The following is a 26,811-nucleotide window of genomic DNA, read 5'->3' as shown; positions in this document are numbered from 1 at the left end:
GCGACGGTGGGTGAGGGCGGAGGCGGGATGTGACCGACGCGGAGGCCGGGCGCCCGGACACGCGGCCCGCGGGCCGGAATCTCACGCGCCGCCAGACCGTCGGCTACGCCCTCGGCTCGCTGGGGACGGGCGGATTCGGCGTGGTGCCGGGCCTCCTGCTGGCCTACTACCTGACGGACACCCTGGCGGTCGCCGCGGGCCTGGCCGGGGCGGTGGTGTTGCTGCCCAAGCTGTGGGACGTCCTCATCGCGCCCGCCATCGGCCGGATGACCGACCGCACGCTCATGGCCCGCGGCGACCGCCGGCCGTGGCTTCTCGCCGGTGCGGCGGCATTGCCGGTGGCGTTCGCGCTCACCTTCCTCACCCCCGGCGCGCTGTCGGGCGGCGCGGCGGCCGGCTGGGTGGTCGTGTTCTTCCTGCTCGCGGCCACCGGATACGGCGTCTTCCAGGTTCCCTACGTGACCATGCCCACCGAGATGACCGCGGACCCGGCCGAGCGCACCACGATCACGGCCTGGCGGATCGCCATGCTCACCGTCGGAATCCTGCTGTTCGGTGTCGCCGCGCCGATCCTGGTGTCCGCGGGCGGCGAGGGGCGTGGCGGGTACGCGCTGATGGGCGTCGTGCTGGGGTGCGGGATCGCCGCGGGCATGGTGGCCGCGTGGCGCGGCACGCGCGGCATCCGCACGGTGCGGGTCGGCGAGGTCACCGGCACCGTCCGGTCCCAGCTGCGCGCCGCCGCGGGCAACAGGCCGTTCGTCGCGCTGCTCGCGGCGTTCGTGCTGCAGGCGGTGGCCTCGGGCGCGATGCTCGCGGCGGCCCCGTACTTCGCGCAGTACCACCTGGGCGACGAGGGCCTCACCTCGGTGCTCTTCGCATGCCTGGTGGGGCCCGCGCTGGTGACGATGCCGCTGTGGCACCGGGTCGCGGGGCTGGTGGGCAAACGGCCGGGGTACGTGCTGGCGACGCTGGTGTTCGCCGCGGGGGCGCTGGGCCTGACGGCGGGCGGATCGCTGCCGCCCCTGGGCGTGTATGCGCTGGTGGCCGTGGTCGGCGTCGGGTATGCGGGCACGCAGATGTTCCCGCTGGCCATGCTGCCGGACACGCTGGCCGACGACGCGCGCGCCACCGGCGCGTCACGCGCGGGGATCCTCACCGGCGTGTGGACGGCGGGCGAGACGGTGGGCCTGGCGCTCGGTCCGTTCGTCGTCGTGTCCGTGGTGCTGGGGCTCAGCGGATACGTCTCCGGCTCCGGCGACGAGACCGTGGCCCAGCCGCCGTCCGCGCTGCACGCGATCACCTGGTCGATGTCCCTGGTGCCCGCGGCGTGCGCCCTGCTGAGCATCGTGTTCGTACTGGCGCATCGGCCCCCGGAACACGGCCGGACGGGGCATGCTGGAGGGGGCAGCGGGTAAGACGAGGCGGGTGATGTCGGATGGATCCGGACACACGAGTAGAGGGTCCGGCGGGTCGGCAGGTCGGGGGCTCCGCGGCCGGCGAGGGTTCCGCGGCCGACGCGCCGCTGGGCGCCCGGGCGCGCCGGGTGCTGGCGGACCTCGCGGACCTGCAGCGGGACGACCTGCCCACCCGTGGCGGCACCACCACGGCGTATGTGTTCGACTCGGGGCTCGGCGAGGTCGACGCGGTGGCGCTGCGCGCCTACGAGTTGCTGGCGCACGTCAACGGCCTGGACCCCACGCAGTTCCCGTCGGTGGCCCGCATCGAGAACGACCTGGTGTCCATCGTCGCCGGACAGCTCGGCGGGGACGACGCGACGGTCGGCACCGTCACCAGCGGCGGCACCGAGTCGTGCCTGCTGGCGGTGCTCGGTGCGCGTGAGCTGTGGCGGCGTCGGCGCAGCACCGGCAATCCGCGCATCGTGGTGCCGGCGACGGCGCACGCCGCCTTCTTCAAGGCCGCGCACCTGTTCGGCCTCAAGGTGCAGACGGTGCCGGTGGATCCGGACACGCTGCGGGCGGATCCGGAGCAGATGGCGGCCGCCATCGGCCCGCGTACCGCACTCGTCGTCGTCTCCGCGCCGTCCTACGCGTACGGGGTGGTGGACCCGGTGGAGCCCATCGCGGCGGCCGCCGCGCAGTGGGACGTGCCGTGCCACGTGGACGCGTGCATCGGAGGGTGGATTCTGCCGTTCCTCGACGACCCGCCGCCATTCGCATTCGACGTTCCGGGGGTGACGTCGGTGGCCGTGGACCTGCACAAGTACGGCTATGTGCCCAAGGGGGTCTCCGTGCTGCTGCACCGGAACGCCGAGCTGAGGCGGCTGCACTGGTTCACTCTGGCCGGCTGGGCGGGGTATCCCCTGGTCAACCCGACGCTGCAGTCGAGCCGTCCGGTGGGGCCGATGGCGTCGGCCTGGGCGGTGCAGAAACTCCTGGGCATCGAGGACCGTGTCCCGGGCGACGGTCTGCCGGGGTTCCGATCCCTGGCCAGGTCGGCGCACGGTGCAGCCCGTCGGTTCGCGGCCGGGATCGACGGCGCCGGCGGATCCCCCGGAATCGCGGGGTTGCACACCGTCGGGGCCGTCGACTCGACGCTCGTGGCGTTCGCCGACGACGCCGGGCCCGACGACCCGGACGTGCGCGTCGTGGTGGACGAGCTCGCGCAGCGCGGGTGGTACCTGCAGGTGCAGCCGTCGATGGGCACGGCCCTGCGTGCCCGGCGGGTGCCGATGACGGCGCACGCCTCCATCACCGGTGCCGCCGCCGGGCGGATCGACGAGCTGCTGGCCGCCCTGCGGGAGGCGGCCGATGCGGCCCGCGTGCACGGCCGGGTCGAGCCCGACGCGCGCCTGGTGGAGATGGCGCGCACCATCGAACCCGCCGAGCTCACCGAGGAACAGGTGGAGGGCCTGCTGCGGCTGGCGGGTGTGGGCGACGGCGGCCCCGCCGGACTGCCCGCGCGCATGGCGCCGGTGCACGCGCTGGTGGACGCCATCCCCGCGCCGCTCGCCGAGCGCCTGCTCACCGCGGTACTCAGCCGGCAGCTGACGCCGCCGCGGTGAGGCCGCCCGCGAGCCACGGCCATGGCCCCCTGTGCCGGTACGGGCCGACATCGCAGGTCAGCACCCCGTCTGGTAGCTTGACGGGGTTGCTTGACGCAACGACCCTCCTGCCACGGACACGCCGTGGCCGTTACTCAAGCCCATAGGAGGTGATGAGGTCCCGTGCGTCAGTACGAAATGATGATCATCCTCGATCCGAGTCTGGACGAGCGCACCGTTACCCCGTCCATGGAGACGCTGCTGAACGTCGTCCGTGAGGCCGGCGGCAAGGTCGACAACCTGGACGTCTGGGGCAAGCGCCGTCTTGCCTACGAGATCGACAAGAAGACCGAAGGCATCTACGTGGTGGTCGACATGACCGCCGAGTCCGCCACGGTCAAGGAGTTCGACCGCCAGCTGGGTCTGAACGAGTCGGTTCTGCGTACCAAGGTGCTGCGCCGCAGCGCCTGAGCGTCCGCGTCACGGCAACCACCCATCGATCCGAGCACCATCCGATCCGACCACCGGCCGCTGCGAAAGGGCCGTTCCGGCACGACTGTTCCGATGACGGAGAGCACGGCCGGAATCCGCGCGGCACGCCCGGCCGGTGAATGCCCGAGCATTCGCGTCAACCCGCGGCCCCGTCGTCGGGGCCGACCGCACGAGGAGGACACATGGCAGGCGAGACCGTCATCACCGTGGTCGGCAATCTGACCGCAGACCCCGAGCTCCGCTTCACCCCGTCCGGGGCCGCGGTGGCCGGGTTCACCGTGGCGAGCACGCCCCGCCGGTTCAACCAGCAGACGAACCAGTGGGAGGACGGCGAGGCCCTGTTCCTGCGCTGCAGCATCTGGCGGCAGGCGGCGGAGAACGTGGCCGAGTCCCTCACCAAGGGCGCCCGCGTGGTCGTGCAGGGCAGGCTCAAGCAGCGGTCCTTCGAAACCCGTGAGGGCGAGAAGCGCACCGTCGTCGAGCTCGACGTCGACGAGATCGGGCCGTCCCTCCGCTACGCGACCGCCAAGGTCGAGAAGGTCAGCCGCGGCGGCGGTGGCGGCGGCGGGTTCGGTGGTGGCGGCGGCGGTTACGCCGGCGGCGGTGGCGCACCCTCAGGCGGCGGCCGGTCGGGCGGCGACGATCCGTGGGGCAGCGCCCCGCAGGCGTCGGGCTCGTTCGGCGGCGCTTCGGACGACGAGCCCCCGTTCTGACCCGCGCAGCCGGGCTCCCGCCGCACCGGTGGGGCCGGGCCGCGCCCGTCGGAACCGGGTGAGCGCAGCGGGGCGGCAGAGCCCCGTGAGAACCCAGACTACGGAGAAGGACCATGGCCAAGGCGCGAGAGCGCAAGGCGCAGGCCACCAAGGCGCAGAAGACCAAGGCCTGTGCGTTTTGCAAAGAGAACAACACGGTGATCGATTACAAGGACTCCGCGCTGCTGCGCCGGTTCATCAGTGATCGAGGCAAGATCCGTGCCCGCCGGGTGACCGGCAATTGCGTCCAGCATCAGCGGGACGTAGCCGTTGCCGTCAAGAATTCGCGTGAGGTGGCCCTGCTGCCTTACACGCCGACGGCTCGTTGAGGAAGGGGATTTACCGATGAAGCTGATCCTCACCGCTGATGTCGAGAACGTCGGTGTTGCTGGAGATTCGGTCGAGGTCAGGGACGGCTACGGCCGCAACTACCTGCTGCCCCGCGGGCTGGCCATCGTGGCCACGCGCGGCGCTCTCAAGCAGGTGGAGGGCATCCGCCGCACGCAGGAGTCCAAGCGCGTGCGCGACATCGACCACGCGAACGAGCTGAAGGGCGCCATCGAGGGCCTGGATGCCGTGGAGCTGCAGGCGCGTACGGCCTCGGACGGCGAGAAGCTGTTCGGCTCCGTCACCGCCGGCGACGTGGCGGGTGCCCTGCTGGCCGCGGGCGGCCCGAACATCGACAAGCGCACCCTGGTGCTGCCGAAGACGCACATCAAGAGCGTCGGCAAGTACGAGGTGTCCGTCAAGCTGCACGCGGGCGTCACCGCCGTGTTCACGCTGACGGTCACCGGCGCCGCGGCCTGATCCGGCCCCGGCGCGCATAGATCGCGCATCGCCGCCGACCCCCGCACCGACTTTCGGCGCGGGGATCGGCGGCGTTCTCGCGCCGCACTGGAACTGGTACCAGTTCACTGCTGCGGGCGCGGTGTGCACGGCGGGCGAAGTGGTCGTCCGTCCCGGTCGGCGCGCTGGCGCTCCGGGCCGTGACGGGCGTCACGGCGGCTTGTGGACAGCTTGTGGAAAGCGTGACGCGGCCGCAACGGCGACACGCCCGGATGCCGGGTCGGCGCGACACGCCGAGGAACCAACAATTCACAGGGTGTGATGTTCGCCCAGCATTCCCTACCTGCATGAATGGCATAACTACAAGGGTTCATCCACAGCTTGTCCACAAGGGGTTAACAGGATGGCGGCATGTCTTCACAGGTCTGCGGCGACTACTCACAATTTATCCACAGGCTCGTCCACAGGTGTAGTTGTCACCTGCGCGCGGACGTCCTACGGTCGTTCCGGGCGTCCCGTCCGCGGGTGTGCGCGGGGCCCGGTTCAGGCCATCGGCGCGTCGTGATCAGAACTTGTCGCAGGCCCGGTGTAGATGTAGTTCGAAGGCCGCTGGGGCCTTCGTGTGAGGGGAGGCTCGAGGCGCGTGTCGGTGGTCGACGATCGTGATCAGTCCGGGTTCTCGGACGGGCCGCTGCCGCAGGAGCCTCCCACCGAGGATTTCGGCCGCCAGCCCCCGCAGGACATGGTGGCGGAGCAGTCGGTGCTGGGCGGCATGCTGCTGAGCAAGGACGCAATCGCGGACGTGCTCGAGGTCGTCCGTTCGTCGGACTTCTACCGGCCGGCGCACCAGGGCATCTACGATTCGATCCTCGACCTGTACGGCCGCGGCGAACCCGCGGACGCCGTCACCGTGTCCGCGGAGCTGGACCGGCGCGGCGAGCTCAAGCGCATCGGCGGGGCCCCCTACCTGCACACGCTGATCTCCACGGTGCCTACGGCGGCGAACGCCGGTTACTACGCCGAGATCGTCGCGGACAAGGCCGTGCTGCGCCGCCTCGTGCAGGCCGGCACCCGGATCGTGCAGTACGGGTATGCGGGGGCGGACGGCCAGGACGTGGATGAGGTGGTGGACCGCGCCCAGGCGGAGGTCTTCGAGGTCACCGAGCGGCGCACCACCGAGGACTACCTGCCGCTCGAGGAGCTGCTGCAGCCCACATTGGACGAGATCGACTCCATCGCCACGCGCGGCGGCCTGTCGCTGGGCGTGCCCACCGGGTTCATGGAGCTCGACGAGGTTACCAACGGACTGCACCCGGGGCAGATGATCATCGTGGCGGCCAGGCCCGGCGTGGGCAAGGCGCTGGCGCTCGACACGCCGCTTCCCACGCCCGCCGGGTGGACAACCATGGGTGAGGTCGCCGTGGGCGACCAGCTCATCGGCGCCGACGGCCGGCCGACGCGGGTGGTCGCGGCCACCGAGGTGATGGCGGGCAGGCCGTGCTTCGAGGTGGAGTTCTCTGACGGAACAGTCATCGTCGCCGACGCGGAGCACCAGTGGCTGACCGAGACACGTGCTTCGCGGAAGTCGGCGCAGGCGGCAGCGGCGGGGTACAACCGGTACAGGAACCAGCGCACGTTCGCCGAGGTGCGCACCACAGAGCAGATCGCGGCCACTCTCCGATGCCCCACCGCGGACAGCCGGATCAACCATTCAGTGGTCAACGCTCAGGCGATGGAGCTGCCCGACCAGGACCTGCTCGTGCCGCCGTACACGCTGGGCGCTTGGCTCGGTGACGGCACCACGGCCGCCGCGCACATCACCACCGCCGACCCCGAGATCGCCATGCTCATTGAAGGCGAGGGGCTGGTTGCGACGCGTTCCTCGTCGGCCAAGTACCGTTATCGGATCTCGCTGCCGCCGGAGCCCCCGACCGAATCGCGCCAGTGCGTGGTGTGTGGCGAGACGTTCGTGCCGCACACGAGCGAAGTCCGCACGTGTGGGCAGTCCTGCGGCGGCAAGGCGCGGTTCATGTCGAGCCCGGTAGCGTCGCCCACGTGCCCGGTGTGCGGCGATCCGTGCACCGGCCTGCGGATGTGCCAGCGCTGCCGGAACTCGGTCGGCAGTGTCCAGGCGCAGCTCCGCACTCTCGGGGTACTGGGCAACAAGCACATTCCGAACCAGTACCTGCGAGGGTCGTGGCGTCAGCGGCGGGCAATGCTTGCGGGCCTGCTCGACACCGACGGCACCGTCACCGCAGGCGGCTCGGTCCAGTACGCGGGTGTCGACAAGCGGCTGATCGACGATGTGTACGAGCTGATCGTGAGCCTGGGGTACCGCTGCCAGGTGAGCACCAAACGGGTCCGTGGCCGGAGCGAAGCCACGTCCACCGCCTATACGCTCACATTCGCGACCGACGACACGGTGTTCGGTATCGAGCGCAAGCGGATTGCTCACAAGGAACGGCGACACGCATCGAACACCGCTCGATCTGGCTCGCGTTTCATCGTCGACGTTCGCCCGATCGACTCGGTGCCGGTCCGGTGCGTTGAAGTATCGGCCGAGGACCATCTCTACCTCGCGGGCCGGTCGATGGTCCCTACGCACAACTCGACCCTCGGCATGGACTTCATGCGGTCCTGTTCCGTCAAGCACGGAATGTCGAGTGTGATCTTCTCGCTGGAGATGAGCAAGACGGAGATCGTGATGCGTCTGCTCTCCGCCGAGGCCAAGGTCAAGCTGGGCGACATGCGCGCGGGCAAGATGTCCGACGACGACTGGACGCGTCTGGCGCGCCGCATGAGCGAGATCTCCGAAGCGCCACTGTTCATCGACGACTCGCCGAACATGACGATGATGGAGATCCGGGCCAAGGCGCGCCGGCTCAAGCAGAAGCACGATCTCAAGCTGATCGTGGTCGACTATCTGCAGCTGATGACGTCGGGCAAGAAGGTCGAATCGCGCCAGCAGGAGGTCTCGGACTTCTCGCGCAGCCTCAAGCTCCTCGCCAAGGAGCTCGAGGTTCCTCTGGTGGCGATCTGTCAGCTCAACCGTGGCCCGGAGCAGCGCACCGACAAGAAGCCCATGGTGTCCGACCTGCGTGAATCCGGATCACTCGAGCAGGATGCCGACATGGTGATCCTGCTGCACCGGCCCGACGCCTTCGAGCGGGACGACCCGCGCATGGGTGAAGCCGACCTGATCCTGGGCAAGCACCGCAACGGTCCCACCGCCACAGTCACTGTGGCGCACCAACTGCACCTGTCAAGGTTCGTTGACATGGCGCGGGGGTGAGACGCGTTGTGTGCCACCGGCGGTCCTCTTCTGCGAGGGCCTTCACGGCCGCAGACCGTTGAGGAAAGTATCGACGAGCCAGGTCGATTGCCCCGGCGCAAGATCGTCGAACCTTGCCTCGAACCCGCCGGGAAGCGGACGTGCGATCGCCGCCAATCCGAGATGAAACCGCCACGGGGCCAGCGCGGCGTCCACCAGCCCGGCGTCCGCCGCCCGGGCCAGCAGACTCGAGTACGCGTCGGTGAGCCGACCCCGTAGCGGGGCTGTCGCTTTCCAGACCTCCCCCTCCTGCGGTGCGAGGACGATCACGTTCTCCCCGATTGCGGCGAGCCGGAGCCCGGCCAGTTCGTGGGCACAGGAACGCCACGTGGCTTCAGCGTCCTCGGGGCTCGCCCAGCCGGTTTCGTGGCTTTCGATGACGCGGGTGATGTCGTCCACCATGGAACCGACCACGGCGGTCAGCAGGTCGTCGCGGTTCGGGAAGTGTCGGTAGAGCGTTCCGATCCCCACTCCGGCCGCGGCGGCGACCGACCGCATGGAGACGTCCGCGCCCCGCTCCGCCAGCATCCGCCGGGCTGCGCCGATGAGCGCCTGACGATTCTCCCTCGCATCCGCGCGCACGCTGGTCCTCCCTGCTGCGACCCGTCATGGCATTGCATCGTAACAAGCGGAGCGGTATGTTCCACAACCGAAAGCGGAACACAGCGTTCCGGATGGACGACGCTTCGACAGCACTGCGAGGGCTCGCATGGGAATCACCGACAAGTCCGGCACCAAGACGTACGGGATGCTCGCCGTTTCCGTCATCGGCCTCGCGGCCGCGGTGGCCCTGATGCTGTTGTCCTTCCTGGCCCCGCAGTTCCATTCGGGCCCGGAGGATCTGCCGCTCGGCGTCGCAGGGGCGCCATCGGCCGTCGACCGGCTCGCAAGTGCGCTCGACCAGCGACGGCCGGGCGCCTTCGACGTCACCGTCTACGGCAGCGCCGACGACGTACAGGAGGCGATCCGCGACCGAGAGGTGATCGGGGGCATCGCCGTCGCTGCGGATGGTGCCGCCGTCTACACCGCTTCCGGCGCCGGGAGCCCGTACGGGGAAGTCCTCACCGGGGTCGCCGCCGGGCTTGAGGACAGAGGAAGCACGGTGACGGTGGAGGACGTCGCACCGACCGCCGACCACGATCCGTCGGCGACCGGGCTCAGCGTTCTGGCCTTGCCGTTGGCCTTCGGTGGGATGATCTCGGCGGCCGTGCTGTCGTTCACCCTGAAGAAGCGTCATGGCCTGCGCGTGTTCGGCTCGCTCGCGTTCTCGCTCATCGCCGGCTTCGTCATCGGCGCGATCCTGCGGTTCGGCTTCGGCACCTTCGATGCCGACTACTGGGCGATGTCGGGGGTGCTCGCCCTCGGCATTGCCGCCACATCGGAGTTCGTCCTGGGGCTCGAATCGCTCATCGGCTACGCGGGCCTGGCGTTCGGCGGAGTCTTGACTCTCTTCGTCTCCAACCCGCTGTCCGGCATCGCCACCGGATGGCAGTGGCTCCCCGCGCCCTGGGGCGAGATCGGGCAGTTGCTGCCGATCGGTGCGGCCGGCAATGCGGCGCGCTCCGTCGGATTCTTCGACGGAGCGTCGGTTGCGCACTCGGTGTGGACCCTGGTCGGCTGGATCGTCGTCGGACTCGGCCTCAGCGGACTGTCGGTCCTCAAGAATCGAGGAGACCACGCGCCGGGCGTTGATGCCGGATACAGCAGTGTCCCGGAGCTGGAGCGGCGAGAGCACACCGCGATCAGCGTCGTGTGAGAAAGGTCAGGCCGCGGCCCGCGACGGCTCGCTGCGGTAGCGGGAAGGCCGCCCGTCGGTCCCGGTCCGCCGCCAGGACCACAGGGTGAGCCGGTTCCGCATGTCGTTGGCGTCGGCGAGGCTCCGCACGTCCGCGCAGGCGTCGGAGAGGAGACGCCGGAAATCGGGATTGCGCATCGAGTAGGTATCGCGCAGGACGTCGCGGGGGATGCCCATCAGCTTCGCGTCCTGCCTGCTCGGGACGACGATGCCCCAGAATCCGATGCGCATGATCAACGGGGTCGTCACGCCGAGCGCGAGCCGGTTGACGCGGCTCATGCGCGGAGCATGGCGGCGCAGCCACGCGTGGGCGAACCCGATGTGCCGCGCTTCCTCGGCCAGGTGGATCTCCATGATGCGGTCGGTGAGCGGGTGGATCCCGCCGCCGCGCATGATGCTCTTCTGGATGTGGTCGATCGGCTCCTCGCCGGCGAGGATGATCTGGAAGAACAAGCTGGGCCACAGCGAGCCCAGCATGCCGACGAGCGGGAACGACTTGATGAACAGCGTCGGCCCGCCGTGCACCTCGGGAGCCACCCTGTTGGTGAACTCCTGGAACATCTGGATGTGGTGGGTCTCTTCGGTGAGTTCGTGCATGAAGTAGCGGAACTCGGGGTTCTCGTTGGCCAGGCCCATGAGGAACTGTGTGCCGCCGAGCAGCAGCAGTTGTTCGAACTGGCTGCCGGTCTTCGTGATCGACGCGATTCGGAGGCGGGCGATGCGACGTTGTTCCGCGGCGGGCAGGCCCCGGAACCAATCGGTGCGACTCAAGGGGTCGACCTCGGGAAGCGTCCATCGAGGGTCGTCCGCGGGTGCGGCGAATTCGGGCGAATCCCAAGCGATGTCCTTGAACGCCTCGAAGTGCGGTCCCGTCGAGGACGCCTCGGACAGCGTGCGCAGAGTGTCCTCGTACGCGTGGCGTGAACCGGCGGCATCGCGCAGCGTGGTCATGCGGCCGGCAGTGGCACGGCGCCGTGAGCGACGGATTGCGGGGGCCTGCATCTCGGACTCCTAACGGCCGACTATCCGGGACAATGTGTCCACAGTAGATCTATGTGTGACGCGATGTCCATAGTTAATGGGGCGTCGTCGCGGATGACCGTCTGTGGGGCGGATGCGCCGGCGCATTCACAGCCAGGGCGACGGCGTGCCGCGGCCGCCGTGGCCACCTGCCGGCGCTATGGCGGCGATGTGTGCGAGGTCGTCGGCGGTGAGGACGACGTCGGCGGCCGCGATGTTGCTGGCGACGCGGCCGGCGTTGCGGGAACCCGGGATGGGGACGACGTGATCGTGCGCGGCGAGCGTCCACGCGAGCGCCAACTCGGGGAGGGTGATCCCCTTGGCGTCGGCGATCTCGGAGAGGCGAGCGACGATGGCCGCGTTGGCGTCGTAGTTGTCCGCAGCCCACCACGGCATCTGGCGGCGGAAGTCGGCGGGCCCGTAGTCGGCGGCGGGTGCGGCTGCGCCGGTGAGGAAGCCGCGCGCCAGCGGCGAGTACGCGACGAACCCGATACCGAGCTCCTCCAACAGCGGGAACAGTGGTGCGGCGTCCGGCGCGAAGATCGAGTACTCGGTCTGGAGTACGGAGATCGGGTGCACGGCGTGGGCTGTGCGGATGATCTCGGGTGGCGCCTCCGACAGCCCCAGGTACTTCACCGTCCCTGCGCGGACGAGCTCGGCCATCGTGCCGACGACGTCCTCGATGGGCACGGCCGGGTCCACCCGATGCTGGTAGAGCACGTCGATGCAGTCCACGCCGAGGTTGCGCAGGCTCGCCTCGACCACCGCGCGGATGTGCTCGGGCCGCGAATCGGTGCCGAACTCCGGGGTCAGCCCGAACTTGGTGGCGATCACGACCTCGTCGCGGAACGGCGCCACCGCACGGCCGAGGAGCTTTTCGCCCTCGCCCCATCCGTACATCTCAGCGGTGTCGAACATCGTCACGCCCAGCTCGCGCGCGTGGCGGATCGCGGCGATCGACTCGGCGTCGTCGGTGGGTCCGTACCCCACGGCGGTCCCCATCGACCCGTATCCCACCGCCGCGACGGCGAGCCCCTGTGTCCCCAGCGTCCTCTGCTGCATGCGTCCACCTTTCTCGCTTGCCAAACCGAACAGTATGGTTTGACGATAGGCGTGGGCAGATCACGGCGTCAAACCGATCGGTTCGGGTTGTTAGGCTGGGCGGATGCCGGAACCGTCGCACGCTGATCCAGCCGCCACTGCGGATTCCGTCGACGCTGCTTGTCCCCGCGAGGCTGCAGACTCGACACGCGGACGCATCATCGCGGCGGCGACGGCCGAGTTCGCGCGGCACGGGATCGCCGGCGCGCGGATCGACCGGATCGCCCGGTCCGCCAGGACCAGCAAGGAACGGGTGTACGCGTACTTCCGCGGCAAGGACGAGCTCTACCGGTTCGTCTCCGGCCGTCAGCTCGACGCGGTGGCCGAGGCGACGCAGCTGGACCCCGCCGATCTGCCGGGATACGCGGGGCGGGTGCACGACTACTTCGTCGCCAACCCCGACAATCGCAGGCTGATGCAGTGGGGTGCGCTCGAGGGGCCGGCCGACGACGACGCCGTCGTGGAGACGGCGCGGCGTAAGACCGCGATACTGCGCCGCGCCCAGGAGGACGGGCTGCTCGACCCGTCGTGGGATCCGCTCGACATCCTCGTCTTCGTCAACCAGTTGGCGACGGCCTGGGCCGACGGGCCGCGCTCAGTGACGTTGGAAGGCGCTGAGAGGGAGGCGTTCCTGGCGGACCGGCGTGCGGCGATCGTCGCCGCCGTGGGGCGGCTCTTCCCGGCGGGCGGGTAGTGGGGGGCGGATCGACCGACCGTGACGGAGCCCGCCGGCATTGATGCCGGCGGGGTCTCGGCGCCTGACGGACGATCATTCATAGTCCCTTGGCGATGTGTGAGCATCGAACTTCCACATAGACCTATATAGGCGGCCCGCCTACGGTCGTTGACATGACCTACATCACATCGTCAGAGAGGCACGGGAAGGCTCACGTGCATCCCGTAGCGGTCGTCGGTGCCGGCCCCGTGGGCATGACGCTCGCCTTGGACCTCGCTCTCCGCGGAACCCGGGTGCTCCTGCTCGACACGTCGGCGACCACCACCACGAACCCGCGGTGCAACACCACCAACGCGCGGTCGATGGAGTACTTCCGGCGGCTGGGCCTCGCAGGACGGATCCGCCGCGCCGGCCTGCCCGGCGACCACGCCACCGATGTCGTCTACTGCACCAGCATGACCGGCCACGAACTCACCCGGTTCGAGTTCTCCTCCAGCGACGAGGTGCTGGACGGTTCCGCCGCCGAGTTCGACGATTGGCCGACGCCGGAACCGCAACACAGGATCTCGCAGATCTATCTCGAGCCGGTCCTCGACAGCGCCTGCCGGGACAGCGGTCGTATCGACGTCCGGCGCGGGCACAGCGTCGAATCCGTGCGCGACGACGGCGACGCGGCTGTGCTCTCGGTGCGCACCGGGAGCGGCGAGCAGTACGAGGTCGCCGCCCGGTATGTCGTCGGATGCGACGGCGGAGCCAGCACGGTGCGTCGCATGATCGGCGCCGTGCTCGAAGGCGACGGAGAGGTCAGTGAGCGGAGGCATTCGGTGCAGTTCCGCTCGCCGAGTCTGGCGGGCATGCTGGGCGACCGGCCCGGGTGGATGTACTGGTGGTACGGAAGGCAGTTCCGCGGCAGCCTGATCCGTTTGGACGGCGGGTCGCTGTTCCTCTGCCACGCGCGCGTCCCCGAGGGTGTCGATCCCGACAGTGTGGACACGGATGTCATGCTCGACGACGCGATCGGCCGTCGGCTTGACGACATCGACACTGTCGGGGTGGTCCGGTGGACCGCGCGCCGGCTCGTCGCCGACCGCTTCCGCGATGGCCGGATCCTCCTGGCAGGAGACGCGGCGCACCTGTGGCTCCCTCTCGGGGGGTTCGGCATGAACACGGGGATCGGCGACGCCATGGCGCTGTCGTGGCGGCTGCACGCGGTGCTTTCCGGATGGGCCGGCGAGCGGGTGTTCGACGACTACGAAGGCGAGCGGCGCTCCGTCGGCGAGGCAACGAGTCGTGCGGCGCTGAAGATCGACTCCGACATGCAGGAGATCGCCCGCGATCCCGCGCTGCATGAGCCCGGCCCGCTGGGCGCGTCGCTGCGCCGTCAGGCCGGTGCGCGCATCGAGCAGATCGACAGGAAGCAGTGGTACAGCCAGGGCGTGCAGTTCGGCGCCAAGTACTCCGGCACGCCGGGCATCGACGGCGAGCAGGACGGTGACGCGGCGATCGCCTCGATCGGCGATTACGTTCCGAGCGTCGTCGCCGGAGCCCGTTTGCCGCATCACTGGCGTCCCGGCGGCGACTCGCTGTTCGACCAGGTAGGAGATCAGTTCACGCTGCTTCGCATCGGTGCTGGGGCGCCAGCGGCGGGGCCGTTCGCCGCCGCCGCGGCCGCCGCGGGGATCCCGCTGGCGGTCCTCGACATCGACGAGCCTGTCGATCCCGCGATCTACGGGGACGCGACGATGGTGCTCGTGCGTCCGGACCAGGTCGTCGCCTGGAGCGGGCCCACCGCCCCGGCGGACCCGGGGGCGGTCTTCTCCCGGCTCCTCGGGCTCGCCACCGCCATGCCGGTACGACATTCCGCGTGAAGCCCAGACAGGTCAGGAGTATCTTCATGAAGTTTCCGCAACGTGCCAGGCCCGCCCGGCTCGCCGCCGCTGCGGCCGCAGCCATCCTGAGTACCGCGGTACTCACTGCGTGCAGCACCGCCTCCGATGCGTCCGAATCCGGATCGACCATCACCGTCGCTGAACAGTCGGTGGCCGGCATGACCACCGGCCTCTGGCCGCACCTCGCGGATGCGCTGGGGTACTTCGACGACGAAGGCATCGCCGTCGACAAGTACGTGAAGGTCACCAAGGGCGCCGATGCCATCAACGGCATGCAGTCGGGCGCCGTCCAGATCAGCCACATCGGCGTGGACGGCATCGCCGCGGCCTCCAAGGGCGCGAACGTCGTCGGCATCTCCGCCGCCATGGACGCGTCGATCTGGACGGTCCTCGCTTCCCCCGGCATCGATTCGTGGGACGAGCTGCGCGGCAAGACGATTGCGCTCGGCAGCACGAACGACATCACCCGGGTCATCTTCGACAACCTCGCCGAGCAGGCCGGCCTGGACCCCGAGAACGACCTGACCTATGTGGCGCTCGGAGCGACCCCGCAGCGTGTCGCCGCAGTAGAGAACGGGCAGGCGGCTGCGACGCTGTCCACATATCCGACCGCGTACACCGCGATCAACTCCGGCGGCCTGACCGACCTGGGATTCGCGCCGTCAGGAGGACAGACCCCGCGATTGATGACCACGGATATCGAGGCATCCGGAAAGTGGGCGAAGGCGAATCCCGAGGCCGTCACCAAGTACCTGCGGGCGATCATCAAGGCCGTGGAGTTCGTCAAGGACCCGGCCAACGAGGACAAGGCCGTGACCGAGATCGGCAAGCTCGTCGATGACCCGCCCGAGGCGATCAAGGCCGGCCTGGAGAAATACTTCTACGCGCCCGCGATCCCGAACGCCTACTTCCCCGACGACTTCCATCACGACCCCGGCGTGTTCACCGCCACGGTCGACGCCTACCTGGAGCTCGGCCTGATGGACAAGCCGATCACCGAGGAGCAGTACATGGACTACTCGTATCTCGACGCGGCACGGGGGGAGAAATGAGTCTGACAAGCATGGAACGCGAAACGCCCCAGGCGACGAGCGTCAGGCCCCCGGTCACCGTCCCGGACACGTCGGCGGCGGGGTCCGCGGTGACCGCCCTGGCGGGCAGGGCCCGCCGGCTGCGCACCCCCTACGGATTGATCTCCATCCTCTGCGGCCTCCTCCTCTGGGAGGTGCTGGTGAGGGTTTTCGAACCCAGCGACCTGATCATCGTGGCGCCCACGGCGATCGTGCGGACATTGACCTCGATGTTCACGTCGGGTTCGATCTGGCCGGACCTCACGATCAGCATGCAGGGATTCGCCGCGGGCTACGTGCTGGCCGCGATCATCGCGATCCCCCTGGGCCTGGCCATCGGTGCCAGCCGGATGCTGTACAAGTGGGCGAACCCGTGGGTGAACGCGCTGTACTCGACCCCGATCATCGGGCTTGCGCCGCTGTTCATCATCATCTTCGGATTCGACCTGCAGTCGAAGATCGCCGTCGTGTTCGCGCTGGTGGTGTTTCCGATCCTCATCAACACCGTCTCGGGGGCACGTGCCGTCAGCACCGACCACAAGGAGCTGGCGATCGTGTTCGGAGCGTCCCGCATGGAGACCTTCCGGAAGGTGCTGCTTCCCGGTGCGCTGCCCTTCATCCTCACCGGGCTTCGCCTGGCCATCGGCCGCGGACTGATCGGCGTGGTTGTCGCCGACCTGTTCGGCGCGTCGGCCGGCCTGGGACTGAACCTCCTGCAGTCGGCCCAGTCCTTCAACACCCCGAAGATCTTCGCGGTCACCCTGCTGCTCGCGTTCCTCGGCATCGCATTCACCGCCGTCATCGAGTTCTTCGAGCGGCGCGCCTACAGGAGGCTCTGATGAGTCACGCAACAGCACTGTCCACTTCCGCACTCCAGGTCGAGGCGGTCAGCAAGAGCTTCACGAATTCGGCGCCGCCGGTGCTCGACGGAGTGTCGCTGCGTGTCGGCAGGGGCGAGTTCCTCGCGATCGTGGGGCCGTCCGGCTGCGGCAAGACCACCTTGCTGCGCATCATCCAGGGGCTGGAGACCGCCAGCGCGGGATCCGTGCGCATGCCCGACGGCCCGACGCACGCGCCCCGGTTGTCGTATGTTTTCCAGCGCCCGTCGCTGCTGCCTTGGTACACGGTCCGCAAGAACGTCGCGTTCGGCCTGACCCTGCGAAACGGCCACTCGGTGCACGCTTCGAAGGCCGGCCGCGACGAGGCCGTCGAGGAGTTGCTGGCGCTGACCGGGCTCGAGCGGTACGCCGACTATCTGCCGTCGCAGATCTCCGGCGGCATGCAGCAGCGCGTCAACGTGGCGCGAGGGCTGGCGGTGCGCCCCGACGTCCTGCTGCTCGACGAGCCGTTCAGCGCCCTCGACGCGTTGACGCGGGAGAAGCTGCAGATCGACGTCGCGGGGATCCTTGAGTCCCTGGGCACCACGGCGGTCTTGGTGACGCACGACATCCGCGAGGCCGTGTTCATGGCGGACCGCATCGCGATCATGTCGGCGCACCCGGGGACGATCCGGGAGACCGTCGAAGTCGGGCAACCGCGTCCGCGTACGGGCGAGTTCCAGCACAGCACGGAGCTCGCCGACATCGAAAGGGTCATCTGGCACAAGCTGCACCCGGCCGCAGGGCGTGCCGCATGAGAGGCGGGCGCCCGCCGAGGGGCTCAGGCTTCGAGCAGGTCGGGGATCGATTCGGTGATCGCCCGCCGCAGACGCTGCTGGACCGGTGTGAGCCGTTTGCGGCTACGGGTGACGAAGTAGAGCTTGTCCCTGATCGGCGGACCCGCGATCGTGATCTCCCGCAACTCTCCCCGGGCGAGCTCCTGGCGCGCCGACACCCGCCACAGAAGAGCCACGCCGAGCCCGCCGGAGACCGCCTGCTTGATGGCCTCCGCGCTGCCCAGTTCGATCTCGACATGCCGGTGCTTGACGCCGAGCCGCGCCAGCGCCGCCTCCTGGCTGTGTCGGATGGCGAATCCGCCGGGAGGCGTGATGAATGGAAGCTGCGCGAGTTCGACGGCCCCGACCCTATCGGGAACCCGATCGTCGTCGACGGCGGCCAGAAGTACGAACGGTGGTTGGCCGATCAGTTCGGCTTCGTACGAACGAGCATCGACCACGGCATCCGTGGCGACCACGCAGAAGTCCGCCCGCCCGGCACGGACGGTCTCCATCGCCACCTCCACCGACGAGTTCGTCACCGTGATGTCCACGTCGCGGTACCGCCGCCGGAAATCGACGACCACCGGTGTGAGCAGGCTGTTGCCGGCCGACATGCTCGCCGCGATCCGGACACTGCCCGCAGTGCCCGCGGACAGCGATTCCAACGACTTGTCGAGCTCCCGCCGGCTGCGCAGCACATCGGACGCCCACCGGTAGACCGTCTGGCCCGGCTCACTCAGACGGATCGACCTGCCATCTTTGACGAAAAGCTGTGCGCCGATGTGCTTTTCGAGCGACTTGAGGTGGGCGCTCACCACCGGCTGCGAGACGAACAGTGCCTCGGCTGCCCTGCCGACGCCGCCGAGCTCGACGACCGAACAGAAGACCTCCAGCTTCTGGACTGAGAAGTTGTTGTCGGGGCCGACCGCGCGCGGTTTCGGCGTCTCCTCGGGCGTATACATAGTCAATAGCCTATGCAAGTCTCGGATCAATCCGCATAGACCTAACCATAACGCCGTGATTTCGTCGTCTTCGACGAAGCGCGTTCCCTTCGGAGGAATCAATGCCACTCGGACTGGTCACCACCTCGCACTCGCCGCTGATGGGGGTCAACCACCCAGCGGACGATGTGCAGCGGGACGTCGACACCGCGTTCGACGAAGCCCGCCGGTTTTGCGCGGAGTTCGACCCGGACCTGGTCGTCATCTTCGCACCGGACCATTACAACGGCGTCTTCTATGACCTGATGCCGCCGTTCTGCATCGGTCAGCGGGCCGTCACCGTCGGCGATTACGGCACCGCCGCGGGCCCGCTGGACGTGCCGACGGAGCGTTCTCGCGCGCTCGCGCAGCATGTGCTCGACGCGGGGGTCGACGTCGCGGTCTCCGAGCGGATGCGTCTCGACCACGGCTTCGCCCAACCGCTCGAGCTGCTCTTCGGAGCGGTCGATGCGGTGCCGACGATCCCGGTGTTCCTCAACGCCGTCGCCATCCCGCTCGGTCCCGCATCGCGCGCACGCGCACTGGGAGCGGCGATCGGCGGATTTCTCGCGGAGGGGGACGAGAGGGCGCTGATCGTCGGATCGGGTGGGCTCTCGCACGATCCGCCCGTCCCCGAGCTGGTGGGCGCCGCGCCGGAGGTGGCCGAGCGCCTCATCGCCGGCCGCGACCCCGGTCCGGACGTGCGCGCGGAGCGCCAACGGCGCGTGGTCCAGGCCGGTCGTGACCTGGCGGCCGGCACGGCCGCGATTGCGCCGCTGAATCCCGAGTGGGACAACGACTTCCTCGACCTGCTCGCGGAGGGGCGCCTCGACGACGTCGACGGGTGGACGACCGCCTGGTGCACTGAAGCCGCCGGTCACTCGTCGCACGAGGTGCGCACCTGGATCGCGGCGTACTCCGCGCTCGCGGCAGCGGGGCGGTACTCGATGCGATCCCGCTTCTACCGGCCGATCCCCGAGTGGATTGCCGGGTTCGGCATCACCACTGCCATTTCACAGGGCAACTAGCACAGCAGATTCGACGGAAGCGTCGTCGGACAACACAAAGGAGTACACGAGATGCTTGCAACGAACCCCAGCATTTGGACCGCCCTGCTCGGCACCGATTTCACGGTCCGCCACGTCGCCGTCGGCGGATGGTCCACGCGGATCCTCGAGGCCGGAAGCGCGCCGCAGGCCGTGGTGATGCTTCCCGGCACGGGAGGCCACCTCGAATTCTGCGCCCGCAACGTCGCCGCATTGGCCGAGAACTACCGGGTGATCGCGCTCGACTACCCCGGCCACGGCTACACCACCCACACCACGCGGGGGCTCGAGCTGGCCGACTACGTCGAGCATCTCCGCGCGTTGCTCGACGTGCTCGGCATCGACCGCGCGCACCTCAACGGCGAATCCCTCGGCGGCTGGATCGCGGTCAAGTTCGCCGTTGCCCACCCGGAGCGCGTCGACAAGCTGGTGCTCAACACGCCGGGCGGGGCGGTCGCGAATCCCGCCGCGCGCGAGCGCTTGCGCACGCTGTCGCAGGCCGCGGCGGACGATCCCAGCCCCGAGCGCATCCGCACACGACTCGAGTGGCTGATGGCGCACGACGAGACAGTCAGCGACGAGCTCGTCGACGTGCGCCGCACCATTTACTCGCAGCCCACGTTCAGCGAGTCGATGCGCGGGATCCTCGCACTGCAGGACGATGCCATTCGTGACCGGAACGTCATCACCGACGACGAGCTCGCCGCGATCAAGCACTCGACGCTGGTGGTGTGGACGAGCGACGACCCGTCGGGGCCGGCCGCCGCCGGGCTCGAGATGGCCAAGAAGATCGAGAACGGCCGGTTCCAATTGATCAACGACGCCGGTCACTGGCCCCAATGGGAACAGTTCGACGAGTTCAACGACCTGGTGCTGGGCTTCCTGGCCGAGCCGAACTGATCGACGGCACCGGCTCGACCCGCCGGAGTGACATCACCGGACGCGACGGTAACGCCCGTTGTCGCACCCGGGTCACCGGGGCCCGGCGGGGTGGCCCGCCATTGCACGCCTTAGTAGCTGGGGCGGGCTGTGTTGCAGTGACAGCGAGGGGCTGCCCGCCGAAGCAGCCGACCAGGGAATACCTCTGGCAAAGGAGCAAGCGCGCATCGCGGCGAGATCGCGAGGTGCCTCACGTAAAAGTGAGCGCGAAGCGGGTGGCCGGTGCCTCACGCAGTGTGAGCGCGTGGGAGGCTTGCGCTACTTCGCCTGGGCCAATCGGTTGATTGACGGTTGTAATGCTTCCAGGTCCATGTGGCGGGCGGCGGCGAGGGCTTCGGTCTTGTCTCGCGCCAGGTCGAGTAGCTGCATCTGGATGGCGTTGATCTGCCGGGTCAAGTCGGCCGGGTTGATCCCGTCGATCCGAGCCGAGACCCGCGAAAGTTGTTGTGCATCAAGGGTTCCCGAGTCTTGCAGGCGCTGCCATGGGGTGGCCGGCTTGTCGTAGATCCGCTTTCTGCGGCCGTCCGCGCCGGCGGTGTAGCCGACGGCTTTTTTCGTGGGGGTGAAGAAGTTCAACCGCAGCGACACCAGCCGCCACAGCCGGTCGAGCAGCTCGAGTTCGTCGGCGGTGTCGTAGCGCCAATAGAAGGCGTGTTTGCGCACGACGTGGTTGTTCTTCGACTCCACGTGCGCCTGGTCGTTCTTCTGGTACGGCCGAGAGCGGGTCTGTGCGATGTCGCGGTCCTGCAGCCACCCGGCGACCTCATGGTTGATGAACTCCGAACCGCAGTCGCTGTCGAAGGTGGTCATGGCGAAGGGAAACCAGCCCTGCAGCTGTTCGATCCCGTGGAGGATCCCTTCGAGGCGTTGTTGCGGATCGAGCAGTTCTCCGTCCACCCGGTCACAATGTCGGTCATCGTCAGCGTGCGGGCGAACTCGCCGATCAGCGTGGGGCCGCAGTGCGCCACGGTGTCGGCCTCGATCACCCCTGGCGTGTCGGGTGCCTCGTCCGTGCAGGTACGGATGGCAATCGAGTTCCGCAGCAGCGGTGACGGCGTCGTCGTCGATATGCCCTTGATCCGCATTCTGTCGCGTGCCGGTTTCAAGTACCGGTCAACGGTCGCGGCGCTCATCGCTTTCAGTTCCGCGGTCGTCTCGTCGGTGGCGAACGGCGTGTCCAGATCACCCGCCTCGGCCAGCAGCGGTAGCCACAGATCGACCATGACGACCAGATACTTGCCGCACGGCATGCCCATCAACGCCCACACATGCTCAAGCAGGGTCCTGGCGTCGTCGCTGAAGCGCCGAGTGCGCAGTGTGCGTCCGTCGACCTGCTCGGCCGGGTCCGGCAGCGCAGGGCCGCGAAGCATCCGCCGTGCGGTCGAGCGGCCCATACCCGTGGTCTCCACCACGCGGTCGAGGATCTTGCCTTTGTCCGCCTTCGACGCCTTGCGGTACTGATTCCGCAGCTTGTTCGTCACCTGCCGTCTCGCGGCCATGTCGATCTTGCCTTCCACATCGGGCAAGCTTTCCTGGCTACGCGCTCAAAGTAGGTGAGGCACCACCCGGCGCCACGCGCTCAAAGTAGGTGAGGCACGCCGGATCGTTGTGGTCCCCGGAGTGTTCGGTATCGTTGACCGTCACGTGGCGGACCCGGCGGCCTTGCCGCCGATACGGCCGCAGGGCCGGAGCACGGTGCGGTCCGGCCCTGCGATGGTGCTGAAGGCGTTCCGGGGTTGTAGTCGGCTGCAACCGCGCTCGGCCTGTCGTCACGCGTCGACAGGCATTCTTTCCGGTGCCGGCTCTTCCGCAGTGGGGCTGCCGGATTCGGTTGTACCGCCCCGGATCCCGTGCGACGAAGGATCGCCCAGTCGTAGGTACTCCAGATACCGCTCGAGGTGGTCGAGCAGGTCGTTGACCAGTTGCGGCTGCGTGTAGTCCATGACGTCGTATCCCTGACCGCCGCTGTCGAGGTGGACGACGAGGCGCGCCGAAACCTCCGGCGTTGAGGGATTCCGCCGGCGCGCGAAAGCGGGCGTGGCGAACAGGTCCCGGTGCACGGCGTAGACGAACGGCCGCCGTCCGTCGACGCAACAGGTGATCTCCATCCGCACATGATGGGTGTCGTCGTCGGTGCAGGCGGTGACGGTCACGTCGTACCCGGCCGCGCGCAGCTCGTCGCCTGCATCCTGCAGAGCGCAGGCGACGTCCATGAACAGGAACTCGTCCGCATCCTCGGGCGTGGCGAAGGCGACGTCGCGGCGGATGCGTGCCCGCCAGGTCCGGTGATCACCGGACTCGCTGCGGCCGCTCAGCGCGTTCGGCAGGATCGTCGCCGCAGTCTCCATCATGGCGCCCTCCTCGCGCAGCGACTTGAACAGGCTGATCATCACCATGACGATGACGATGGCCGCCGGGATCGCCATGACGACCGTCGCCTGCTGCAGCGAGCCGACACCTCCCACGGTGAGCATGGCGATCGTCAGCAGGCCGGTCGCCACCGCCCAGAACACGCGGGGTGCGCGGGCGCCGTCGTCGTCCGGATCGTCGATCCGGGAGGTGAGGGTGGACATCACCATCGCCGCAGAATCGGCGGAGGTCACATAGAACAGCAGGGCGGTGAGGCCCGCGACGGCCGCGACGACGGTGAACAGCGGGTAGTTCTGGAGGAGCGCGAAGAAACCTTCCTCGGGGTTGTCGACAGTGGCCTCGCCGAACTCTCGGTTGCCGGAGCGGACGATGTCGAGCGCAGAGTTCCCGTAGATCGACACCCACATGAGGATGTAGGTGAACGGGATGATCAGCACACCCGCCACGAACTGGCGGATGGTGCGGCCCTTGGAGACCCGGGCGAGGAACATCCCGATGAAGGCGGCCCACGCCGCCCACCAGGCCCAGAAGAACAGCGTCCAATCGGCGAGCCATTGGTGGGCGTTGCCGTCGCCCATCGCGAAGGTCTCCATCGTCATGCCCGGGAAGAAGCGGATGAAGTCACCGACGTTCATGACCAGCGCGTTGAGCAGGTAGTCGGTCTTGCCGGCCAAGAGGACGAAGACCGTCAGGCCGACGGCGAGAGCGGTGTTCGCCTGAGAGAGCCGCTTGATGCCCTTGTCGATGCCGGACACCGCGGACAGGGTTGCGACGACTACGCCGACCACCACCAGGCCAATCTGCGCGGGGATGCCGACCGCGACTCCGAACACCACGTTCAGCCCGACGTTGATGAGGACGACGCCGATGCCGAGCGATGCCGCGACGCCGAAGATCGTGCCGAGCACTGCGGCGATATCGACGGCGTCGCCTGCACGCCCGTGCACCCTTTTGCCGAGCAGCGGGTACAGCGCGGAGCGGATCGCCAGCGGCATGCCGCGGCGGTAGGCGAAGTACCCCAGCGCGATGCCCATGACGGTGTAGAGCGCCCAACCGTTGATGCCGTAGTGGAAGATCGTCCATACCGATGCCTTCCGCGCGGCCTGCTCCGTCCCGCCGGGGCCCTCGGGCGGCGCGAGATAGTGCGTCAATGGTCCGGACACCGCGAAGTACATCAGGTCGGTGCCGATGCCGGCTGCGAACAGCATCGATGTCCACGTGAGAATGCCGAACTCGGGGCGGGAGTGGTCCGGGCCGATCCGGATGCGCCCGTAGCGGGAACAGGCGAGGTAGATGACGAACACCAGTGCGCCGGTGGCGAGCAGGATGTAGAACCACCCGAGCCAGCCGGTGATCCATCCGAACGACGCGGACATGGCGCTCGCGTACGAATCGGGCGAGAACAGGGCCCACAGGGCGACGGCGAATGCGCCGCCCGCAGAGATGCAGAAGACGGGCTTTCTGATCTGACGGGTGCGATGCCGCGGATCCTGTCGTGGCCGGATCCGCGTGGTGGGGTGCTGCTCGGCGGAGTGCGGCATAGTGCCGTCGCCCGCCGCGGTCGGTTGCGAAGTCATATGAATTCCGTTCGGTCACGCCGTGGCCGGCTGGACCCGGGGGTTCCGAGTGGGGGTGCGGCGCGCGGCGGGGAGGGCCCGCAGGCGCGCTAGCCGGCCCGTGCGAGTGGTTCGGTCCGGTGACGTCGGGTGGAGAAAGGTTCGCTGAGGTGCCGCCCAAGAACACTCAACTGTTGAGCAACAGTGCCACAGATGTGATCTATGTCAATACTCTTGCGTGTTTCGCCGTGGGTCGTGCGCGGTGTCGACCGCCTTCGCGGGAGGGGCGACGTTCGGCCGCGGTGCGCCGCCGTGCTCCGCAGGAAGTTCGATTACTGCAGATGAGAGCTGTTTATGAGCGGAGTGAGTCCCGTGGGGTGTAGATCACTCAGCGTCCAGGGGTTGACCGGGATCACAGTGAACGATTAGATTGTTCAACAACTGCACACCCAGCAGTCGCAAGGTCTCGGCCGCCCAGGCCTGCACAGCTTCCTGAGTTAAGGAGTCCGCCTTGTCGCTTCTCGATCAGCCCCTCGGCACGCAGCCGACCGACTACAACCCCCGCACACTGCCCTTCTCGTGGTACTCGGACCCGGAGATCTACCGGCGCGAGACCAAGGCGATCTTCGAGAAGTTCTGGCAGTACGTCGGCCCCACGCACTCACTGCCCAACCCCGGGGACTTCTTCCGGATCCAGATCGGCGACGTGCCGGTGCTCGTCACCCGGGACAAGGACGGCGAGCTGCACGCGCTGGTCAACGTGTGCCGCCACCGCGGCGCCGAGGTCAAGCTGGAACAGGCCGGCAACTGCAACATGCTCACCTGCCACTACCACGCGTGGACCTACGGTCTCGACGGCTCGCTCAAGTCGGCGCCCCGCACGCGCAAGGAGGAGGGCTTCGACAAGGAGAAGCTCGGTCTGCGCAGCCTGCCGATCGCGACATACGGGCCGTTCATCTTCGTCTCGCTCGACGACGACGTGCCGCCGCTGACCGAGTACATGGGCGATCTGCCGGCGGTCATCGAAGGCACCGGGGTGAATCTGGACCGGCTGGAGCTGCGCGACCGCAAGGAATACCGGCTCAAGGCCAACTGGAAGATCGTCATCGAGAACTTCCTGGAGTGCTATCACTGCCCCAACGCACACCCCAGCTTCGCCGACGCCATCGACCTGAGCAGCTACGACAGCGAGGAATCCGGCTGGATGTCCACGCAGTTCGGCCCGCCGGTCGACACCGACGGCATCGATCAGTGCCAGATTCGGGAGGGGCGCTACAACTTCCTGTTCCCGACGCTGAGCCTGAACATCTACCCGGGGCACGGCAACGTCTCGACGAACCAGATCATCCCCATCGACGAGGAGAACACGCTCGCAGTCTACGAGTACTTCTTCGAAGAGGGCGCGGACGAACAGGAGGCGCAGGCCACCAGCGAGCTCATCCACCAGGTGATGATCGAGGACCTCGTGCTGTGCGAGTCGGCCCACCGGGGAGCCAAGTCCGGGCAGGTGCCGGAGGGGCGGCTCGTAACCAAGCACGAGCACTCCATCAGTCACTTCCAGGATCTCATTCGCAGTACCGTGGGTGGATGATGAGCACCGACGGATTCGTGGGACTGGGGAACAGGGTGCAGCGGCGCGGTAGTGCCGATCTGCTCGCCGAGGAGATCCTCAATCGGATCGTCGAGGGCGAGATCCCGCCGGGGACGCCGCTGCGCGAGTCGATGCTGGCGCGTGAATCCGGCCTCGCCCGCAACACCGTCCGCGAGGCGATCCGGATCCTGGTGGCCGACGGGCTGGTGCAGCACTACCCCAACAAGGGCGCCGCCGTGTGCAAGCTCGACGGCGAGGACGTCATGGACCTCTATCGGGTCCGGCTCATGGCGGAACTCGAGGGGATCCGGTCGGTCGCACGTCTCACGCCGGGACAGGAGGCGGCCTTCGAGCAGTCGCTGCAGTCGTTCGAGGCCGCCGCCGGCGGCAGCAGTGCAAGCGGGCTGGTCGCAGCCGACCTGCATTTCCACACGCTGCTCGTGGACCTGGCGGGCAGTCCGCGTCTCGACAGGCTCTACCGGAGCATCCTCAACGAGGTGCGCTTCGGCTTCTCCCTGCTGACTGCAGCCGATCGCGAGATCGACAACCCGCGGCCGCTGGTGGACGAGCACCGCGCCATCTACGAGTCGTTGGTCGCCGGCGATGGCGAAGCCTGCGCGGCCCTGCTCACCGAGCACCTCGGGCACTACAAGCGGCGCATGGTCGACCTCGTCCGGCAACGCGCCGCCGAGCCCGTCGGCGCGTCGGCCCAGTAACGAACCGCACCCCACAACAACCCTCCGGGAGGTCGCGCCCCTG

Annotated in this window: 23 protein-coding genes and 1 pseudogene; 17 read left to right on the top strand and 7 right to left on the bottom strand. The window is 68.4% G+C overall.

Annotation, left to right across the window (positions count from 1 at the left end):
- Positions 1-29 precede the first annotated feature (29 nt).
- The 7 genes from H4F70_RS19825 to dnaB all read left to right on the top strand — a co-directional run bounded on the left by H4F70_RS19825 (position 30) and on the right by dnaB (position 8,323).
- Positions 30-1,415 (top strand): MFS transporter, encoded by a 1,386-nt coding sequence (locus tag H4F70_RS19825; protein WP_182358483.1) that lies wholly within the window; start codon positions 30-32, stop codon positions 1,413-1,415.
- A 20-nt stretch (positions 1,416-1,435) separates the two neighbouring features.
- Positions 1,436-3,022, top strand: coding sequence for a pyridoxal phosphate-dependent decarboxylase family protein (locus H4F70_RS19820; RefSeq protein ID WP_182358482.1), 1,587 nt, complete (start codon positions 1,436-1,438; stop codon positions 3,020-3,022).
- Between the two features lie 162 nt (positions 3,023-3,184).
- Positions 3,185-3,472 (top strand): 30S ribosomal protein S6, encoded by a 288-nt coding sequence (gene rpsF, locus H4F70_RS19815; protein WP_182348393.1) that lies wholly within the window; start codon positions 3,185-3,187, stop codon positions 3,470-3,472.
- Positions 3,473-3,675: 203 nt separating this feature from the next.
- Positions 3,676-4,206, top strand: coding sequence for a single-stranded DNA-binding protein (locus H4F70_RS19810; protein WP_182358481.1), 531 nt, complete (start codon positions 3,676-3,678; stop codon positions 4,204-4,206).
- Positions 4,207-4,319: 113 nt separating this feature from the next.
- A complete protein-coding gene (gene rpsR, locus H4F70_RS19805) occupies positions 4,320-4,574 on the top strand; it encodes a 30S ribosomal protein S18 (RefSeq protein WP_182348395.1) in 255 nt (84 codons plus the stop codon).
- A 16-nt stretch (positions 4,575-4,590) separates the two neighbouring features.
- Positions 4,591-5,052 carry a 50S ribosomal protein L9 gene (rplI, locus tag H4F70_RS19800; protein ID WP_182348396.1) on the top strand — a complete coding sequence of 154 codons (462 nt, stop codon included), beginning with the start codon at positions 4,591-4,593 and terminating at the stop codon, positions 5,050-5,052.
- 622 nt (positions 5,053-5,674) lie between these two features.
- Positions 5,675-8,323, top strand: coding sequence for a replicative DNA helicase (dnaB, locus tag H4F70_RS19795; RefSeq protein WP_182358480.1), 2,649 nt, complete (start codon positions 5,675-5,677; stop codon positions 8,321-8,323).
- A gap of 42 nt (positions 8,324-8,365) precedes the next feature.
- Here the strand turns inward: dnaB and H4F70_RS19790 are convergent, their stop codons facing one another.
- Complete coding sequence (locus H4F70_RS19790) at positions 8,366-8,944, bottom strand: TetR/AcrR family transcriptional regulator (RefSeq protein ID WP_182358479.1); 579 nt, start codon at positions 8,942-8,944, stop codon at positions 8,366-8,368.
- Positions 8,945-9,071: 127 nt separating this feature from the next.
- Here H4F70_RS19790 and H4F70_RS19785 point away from each other — a divergent pair, with 127 nt between their 5' ends.
- Positions 9,072-10,118 (top strand): SNG1 family protein, encoded by a 1,047-nt coding sequence (locus H4F70_RS19785; protein WP_235681236.1) that lies wholly within the window; start codon positions 9,072-9,074, stop codon positions 10,116-10,118.
- Between the two features lie 6 nt (positions 10,119-10,124).
- Here the strand turns inward: H4F70_RS19785 and H4F70_RS19780 are convergent, their stop codons facing one another.
- Positions 10,125-11,108, bottom strand: a complete 984-nt coding sequence (locus tag H4F70_RS19780) for an AurF N-oxygenase family protein (RefSeq protein ID WP_235681235.1) — start codon at positions 11,106-11,108, stop codon at positions 10,125-10,127.
- 177 nt (positions 11,109-11,285) lie between these two features.
- Positions 11,286-12,239, bottom strand: coding sequence for an aldo/keto reductase (locus H4F70_RS19775; RefSeq protein ID WP_182358477.1), 954 nt, complete (start codon positions 12,237-12,239; stop codon positions 11,286-11,288).
- 103 nt (positions 12,240-12,342) lie between these two features.
- On the opposite strand from H4F70_RS19775, the gene H4F70_RS19770 reads away from it, so the two are divergent.
- The 5 genes from H4F70_RS19770 (at position 12,343) to H4F70_RS19750 (ending at position 17,549) form a co-directional block, all read left to right on the top strand.
- On the top strand, positions 12,343-12,972 hold the full coding sequence (locus tag H4F70_RS19770; protein WP_182358476.1) for a TetR/AcrR family transcriptional regulator: 630 nt from the start codon (positions 12,343-12,345) through the stop codon (positions 12,970-12,972).
- A gap of 197 nt (positions 12,973-13,169) precedes the next feature.
- Positions 13,170-14,822, top strand: a complete 1,653-nt coding sequence (locus H4F70_RS19765; RefSeq protein WP_182358475.1) for an FAD-dependent monooxygenase — start codon at positions 13,170-13,172, stop codon at positions 14,820-14,822.
- A 26-nt stretch (positions 14,823-14,848) separates the two neighbouring features.
- Positions 14,849-15,895 carry an ABC transporter substrate-binding protein gene (locus H4F70_RS19760; protein WP_182358474.1) on the top strand — a complete coding sequence of 349 codons (1,047 nt, stop codon included), beginning with the start codon at positions 14,849-14,851 and terminating at the stop codon, positions 15,893-15,895.
- An 11-nt stretch (positions 15,896-15,906) separates the two neighbouring features.
- The gene (locus tag H4F70_RS19755; RefSeq protein WP_182358473.1) at positions 15,907-16,752 is read left to right on the top strand and encodes an ABC transporter permease; all 846 of its coding nucleotides are present in this window, start codon (positions 15,907-15,909) and stop codon (positions 16,750-16,752) included.
- Positions 16,752-17,549 carry an ABC transporter ATP-binding protein gene (locus H4F70_RS19750; RefSeq protein WP_182358472.1) on the top strand — a complete coding sequence of 266 codons (798 nt, stop codon included), beginning with the start codon at positions 16,752-16,754 and terminating at the stop codon, positions 17,547-17,549. The genes H4F70_RS19755 and H4F70_RS19750 overlap by 1 nt, the downstream gene beginning before the upstream one ends.
- A gap of 23 nt (positions 17,550-17,572) precedes the next feature.
- Here H4F70_RS19750 and H4F70_RS19745 read toward each other — a convergent pair whose 3' ends face one another.
- Positions 17,573-18,640 (bottom strand): LysR family transcriptional regulator, encoded by a 1,068-nt coding sequence (locus H4F70_RS19745; RefSeq protein WP_182358471.1) that lies wholly within the window; start codon positions 18,638-18,640, stop codon positions 17,573-17,575.
- On the opposite strand from H4F70_RS19745, the gene H4F70_RS19740 reads away from it, so the two are divergent.
- Together H4F70_RS19740 and H4F70_RS19735 are read left to right on the top strand one after the other, a co-directional pair.
- On the top strand, positions 18,634-19,578 hold the full coding sequence (locus tag H4F70_RS19740; protein ID WP_182358470.1) for a 3-carboxyethylcatechol 2,3-dioxygenase: 945 nt from the start codon (positions 18,634-18,636) through the stop codon (positions 19,576-19,578). The genes H4F70_RS19745 and H4F70_RS19740 overlap by 7 nt on opposite strands.
- A 51-nt stretch (positions 19,579-19,629) precedes the next feature.
- Positions 19,630-20,496, top strand: a complete 867-nt coding sequence (locus tag H4F70_RS19735) for an alpha/beta fold hydrolase (RefSeq protein WP_182358469.1) — start codon at positions 19,630-19,632, stop codon at positions 20,494-20,496.
- A gap of 297 nt (positions 20,497-20,793) precedes the next feature.
- Here H4F70_RS19735 and H4F70_RS20750 read toward each other — a convergent pair whose 3' ends face one another.
- The 3 genes and pseudogenes from H4F70_RS20750 to betT all read right to left on the bottom strand — a co-directional run bounded on the left by H4F70_RS20750 (position 20,794) and on the right by betT (position 24,482).
- A complete protein-coding gene (locus H4F70_RS20750; RefSeq protein ID WP_235681234.1) occupies positions 20,794-21,345 on the bottom strand; it encodes a hypothetical protein in 552 nt (183 codons plus the stop codon).
- Between the two features lie 299 nt (positions 21,346-21,644).
- Positions 21,645-21,929 (bottom strand): annotated as a pseudogene (locus tag H4F70_RS20745) (integrase catalytic domain-containing protein); the annotation flags it as partial.
- A 375-nt stretch (positions 21,930-22,304) separates the two neighbouring features.
- Positions 22,305-24,482 carry a choline BCCT transporter BetT gene (gene betT, locus H4F70_RS19725; RefSeq protein WP_235681233.1) on the bottom strand — a complete coding sequence of 726 codons (2,178 nt, stop codon included), beginning with the start codon at positions 24,480-24,482 and terminating at the stop codon, positions 22,305-22,307.
- 490 nt (positions 24,483-24,972) lie between these two features.
- Between betT and H4F70_RS19720 the strand changes: the two genes are divergently transcribed.
- Positions 24,973-26,052, top strand: coding sequence for an aromatic ring-hydroxylating oxygenase subunit alpha (locus H4F70_RS19720; protein ID WP_182358468.1), 1,080 nt, complete (start codon positions 24,973-24,975; stop codon positions 26,050-26,052).
- Complete coding sequence (locus H4F70_RS19715) at positions 26,049-26,768, top strand: GntR family transcriptional regulator (RefSeq protein ID WP_182358467.1); 720 nt, start codon at positions 26,049-26,051, stop codon at positions 26,766-26,768. The genes H4F70_RS19720 and H4F70_RS19715 overlap by 4 nt, the downstream gene beginning before the upstream one ends.
- Positions 26,769-26,811: the final 43 nt, after the last annotated feature.

It is taken from the genome of Tomitella gaofuii, from assembly GCF_014126825.1.
Lineage (GTDB): Bacteria > Actinomycetota > Actinomycetes > Mycobacteriales > Mycobacteriaceae > Tomitella > Tomitella gaofuii.
Note: the sequence above shows the minus strand (reverse complement) of the source record. Positions and strands in the feature narration are given on the sequence as shown.

Bases quoted from the DNA above. Each gene is read 5' to 3' on its own strand.
- H4F70_RS19755 (WP_182358473.1), top strand. From the start codon at position 15,907: ATGGAACGCGAAACGCCCCAGGCGACGAGCGTCAGGCCCCCGGTCACC.
- H4F70_RS19735 (WP_182358469.1), top strand. From the start codon at position 19,630: ATGCTTGCAACGAACCCCAGCATTTGGACCGCCCTGCTCGGCACCGAT.
- H4F70_RS19810 (WP_182358481.1), top strand. From the start codon at position 3,676: ATGGCAGGCGAGACCGTCATCACCGTGGTCGGCAATCTGACCGCAGAC.
- H4F70_RS19750 (WP_182358472.1), top strand. From the start codon at position 16,752: ATGAGTCACGCAACAGCACTGTCCACTTCCGCACTCCAGGTCGAGGCG.
- rpsR (WP_182348395.1), top strand. From the start codon at position 4,320: ATGGCCAAGGCGCGAGAGCGCAAGGCGCAGGCCACCAAGGCGCAGAAG.
- H4F70_RS20750 (WP_235681234.1), bottom strand. From the start codon at position 21,345: ATGACCACCTTCGACAGCGACTGCGGTTCGGAGTTCATCAACCATGAG.
- H4F70_RS19715 (WP_182358467.1), top strand. From the start codon at position 26,049: ATGATGAGCACCGACGGATTCGTGGGACTGGGGAACAGGGTGCAGCGG.
- H4F70_RS19775 (WP_182358477.1), bottom strand. From the start codon at position 12,239: ATGCAGCAGAGGACGCTGGGGACACAGGGGCTCGCCGTCGCGGCGGTG.
- rplI (WP_182348396.1), top strand. From the start codon at position 4,591: ATGAAGCTGATCCTCACCGCTGATGTCGAGAACGTCGGTGTTGCTGGA.
- H4F70_RS19760 (WP_182358474.1), top strand. From the start codon at position 14,849: ATGAAGTTTCCGCAACGTGCCAGGCCCGCCCGGCTCGCCGCCGCTGCG.
- H4F70_RS19785 (WP_235681236.1), top strand. From the start codon at position 9,072: ATGGGAATCACCGACAAGTCCGGCACCAAGACGTACGGGATGCTCGCC.
- betT (WP_235681233.1), bottom strand. From the start codon at position 24,482: ATGACTTCGCAACCGACCGCGGCGGGCGACGGCACTATGCCGCACTCC.
- H4F70_RS19820 (WP_182358482.1), top strand. From the start codon at position 1,436: ATGGATCCGGACACACGAGTAGAGGGTCCGGCGGGTCGGCAGGTCGGG.
- H4F70_RS19770 (WP_182358476.1), top strand. From the start codon at position 12,343: ATGCCGGAACCGTCGCACGCTGATCCAGCCGCCACTGCGGATTCCGTC.
- H4F70_RS19740 (WP_182358470.1), top strand. From the start codon at position 18,634: ATGCCACTCGGACTGGTCACCACCTCGCACTCGCCGCTGATGGGGGTC.
- H4F70_RS19780 (WP_235681235.1), bottom strand. From the start codon at position 11,108: ATGACCACGCTGCGCGATGCCGCCGGTTCACGCCACGCGTACGAGGAC.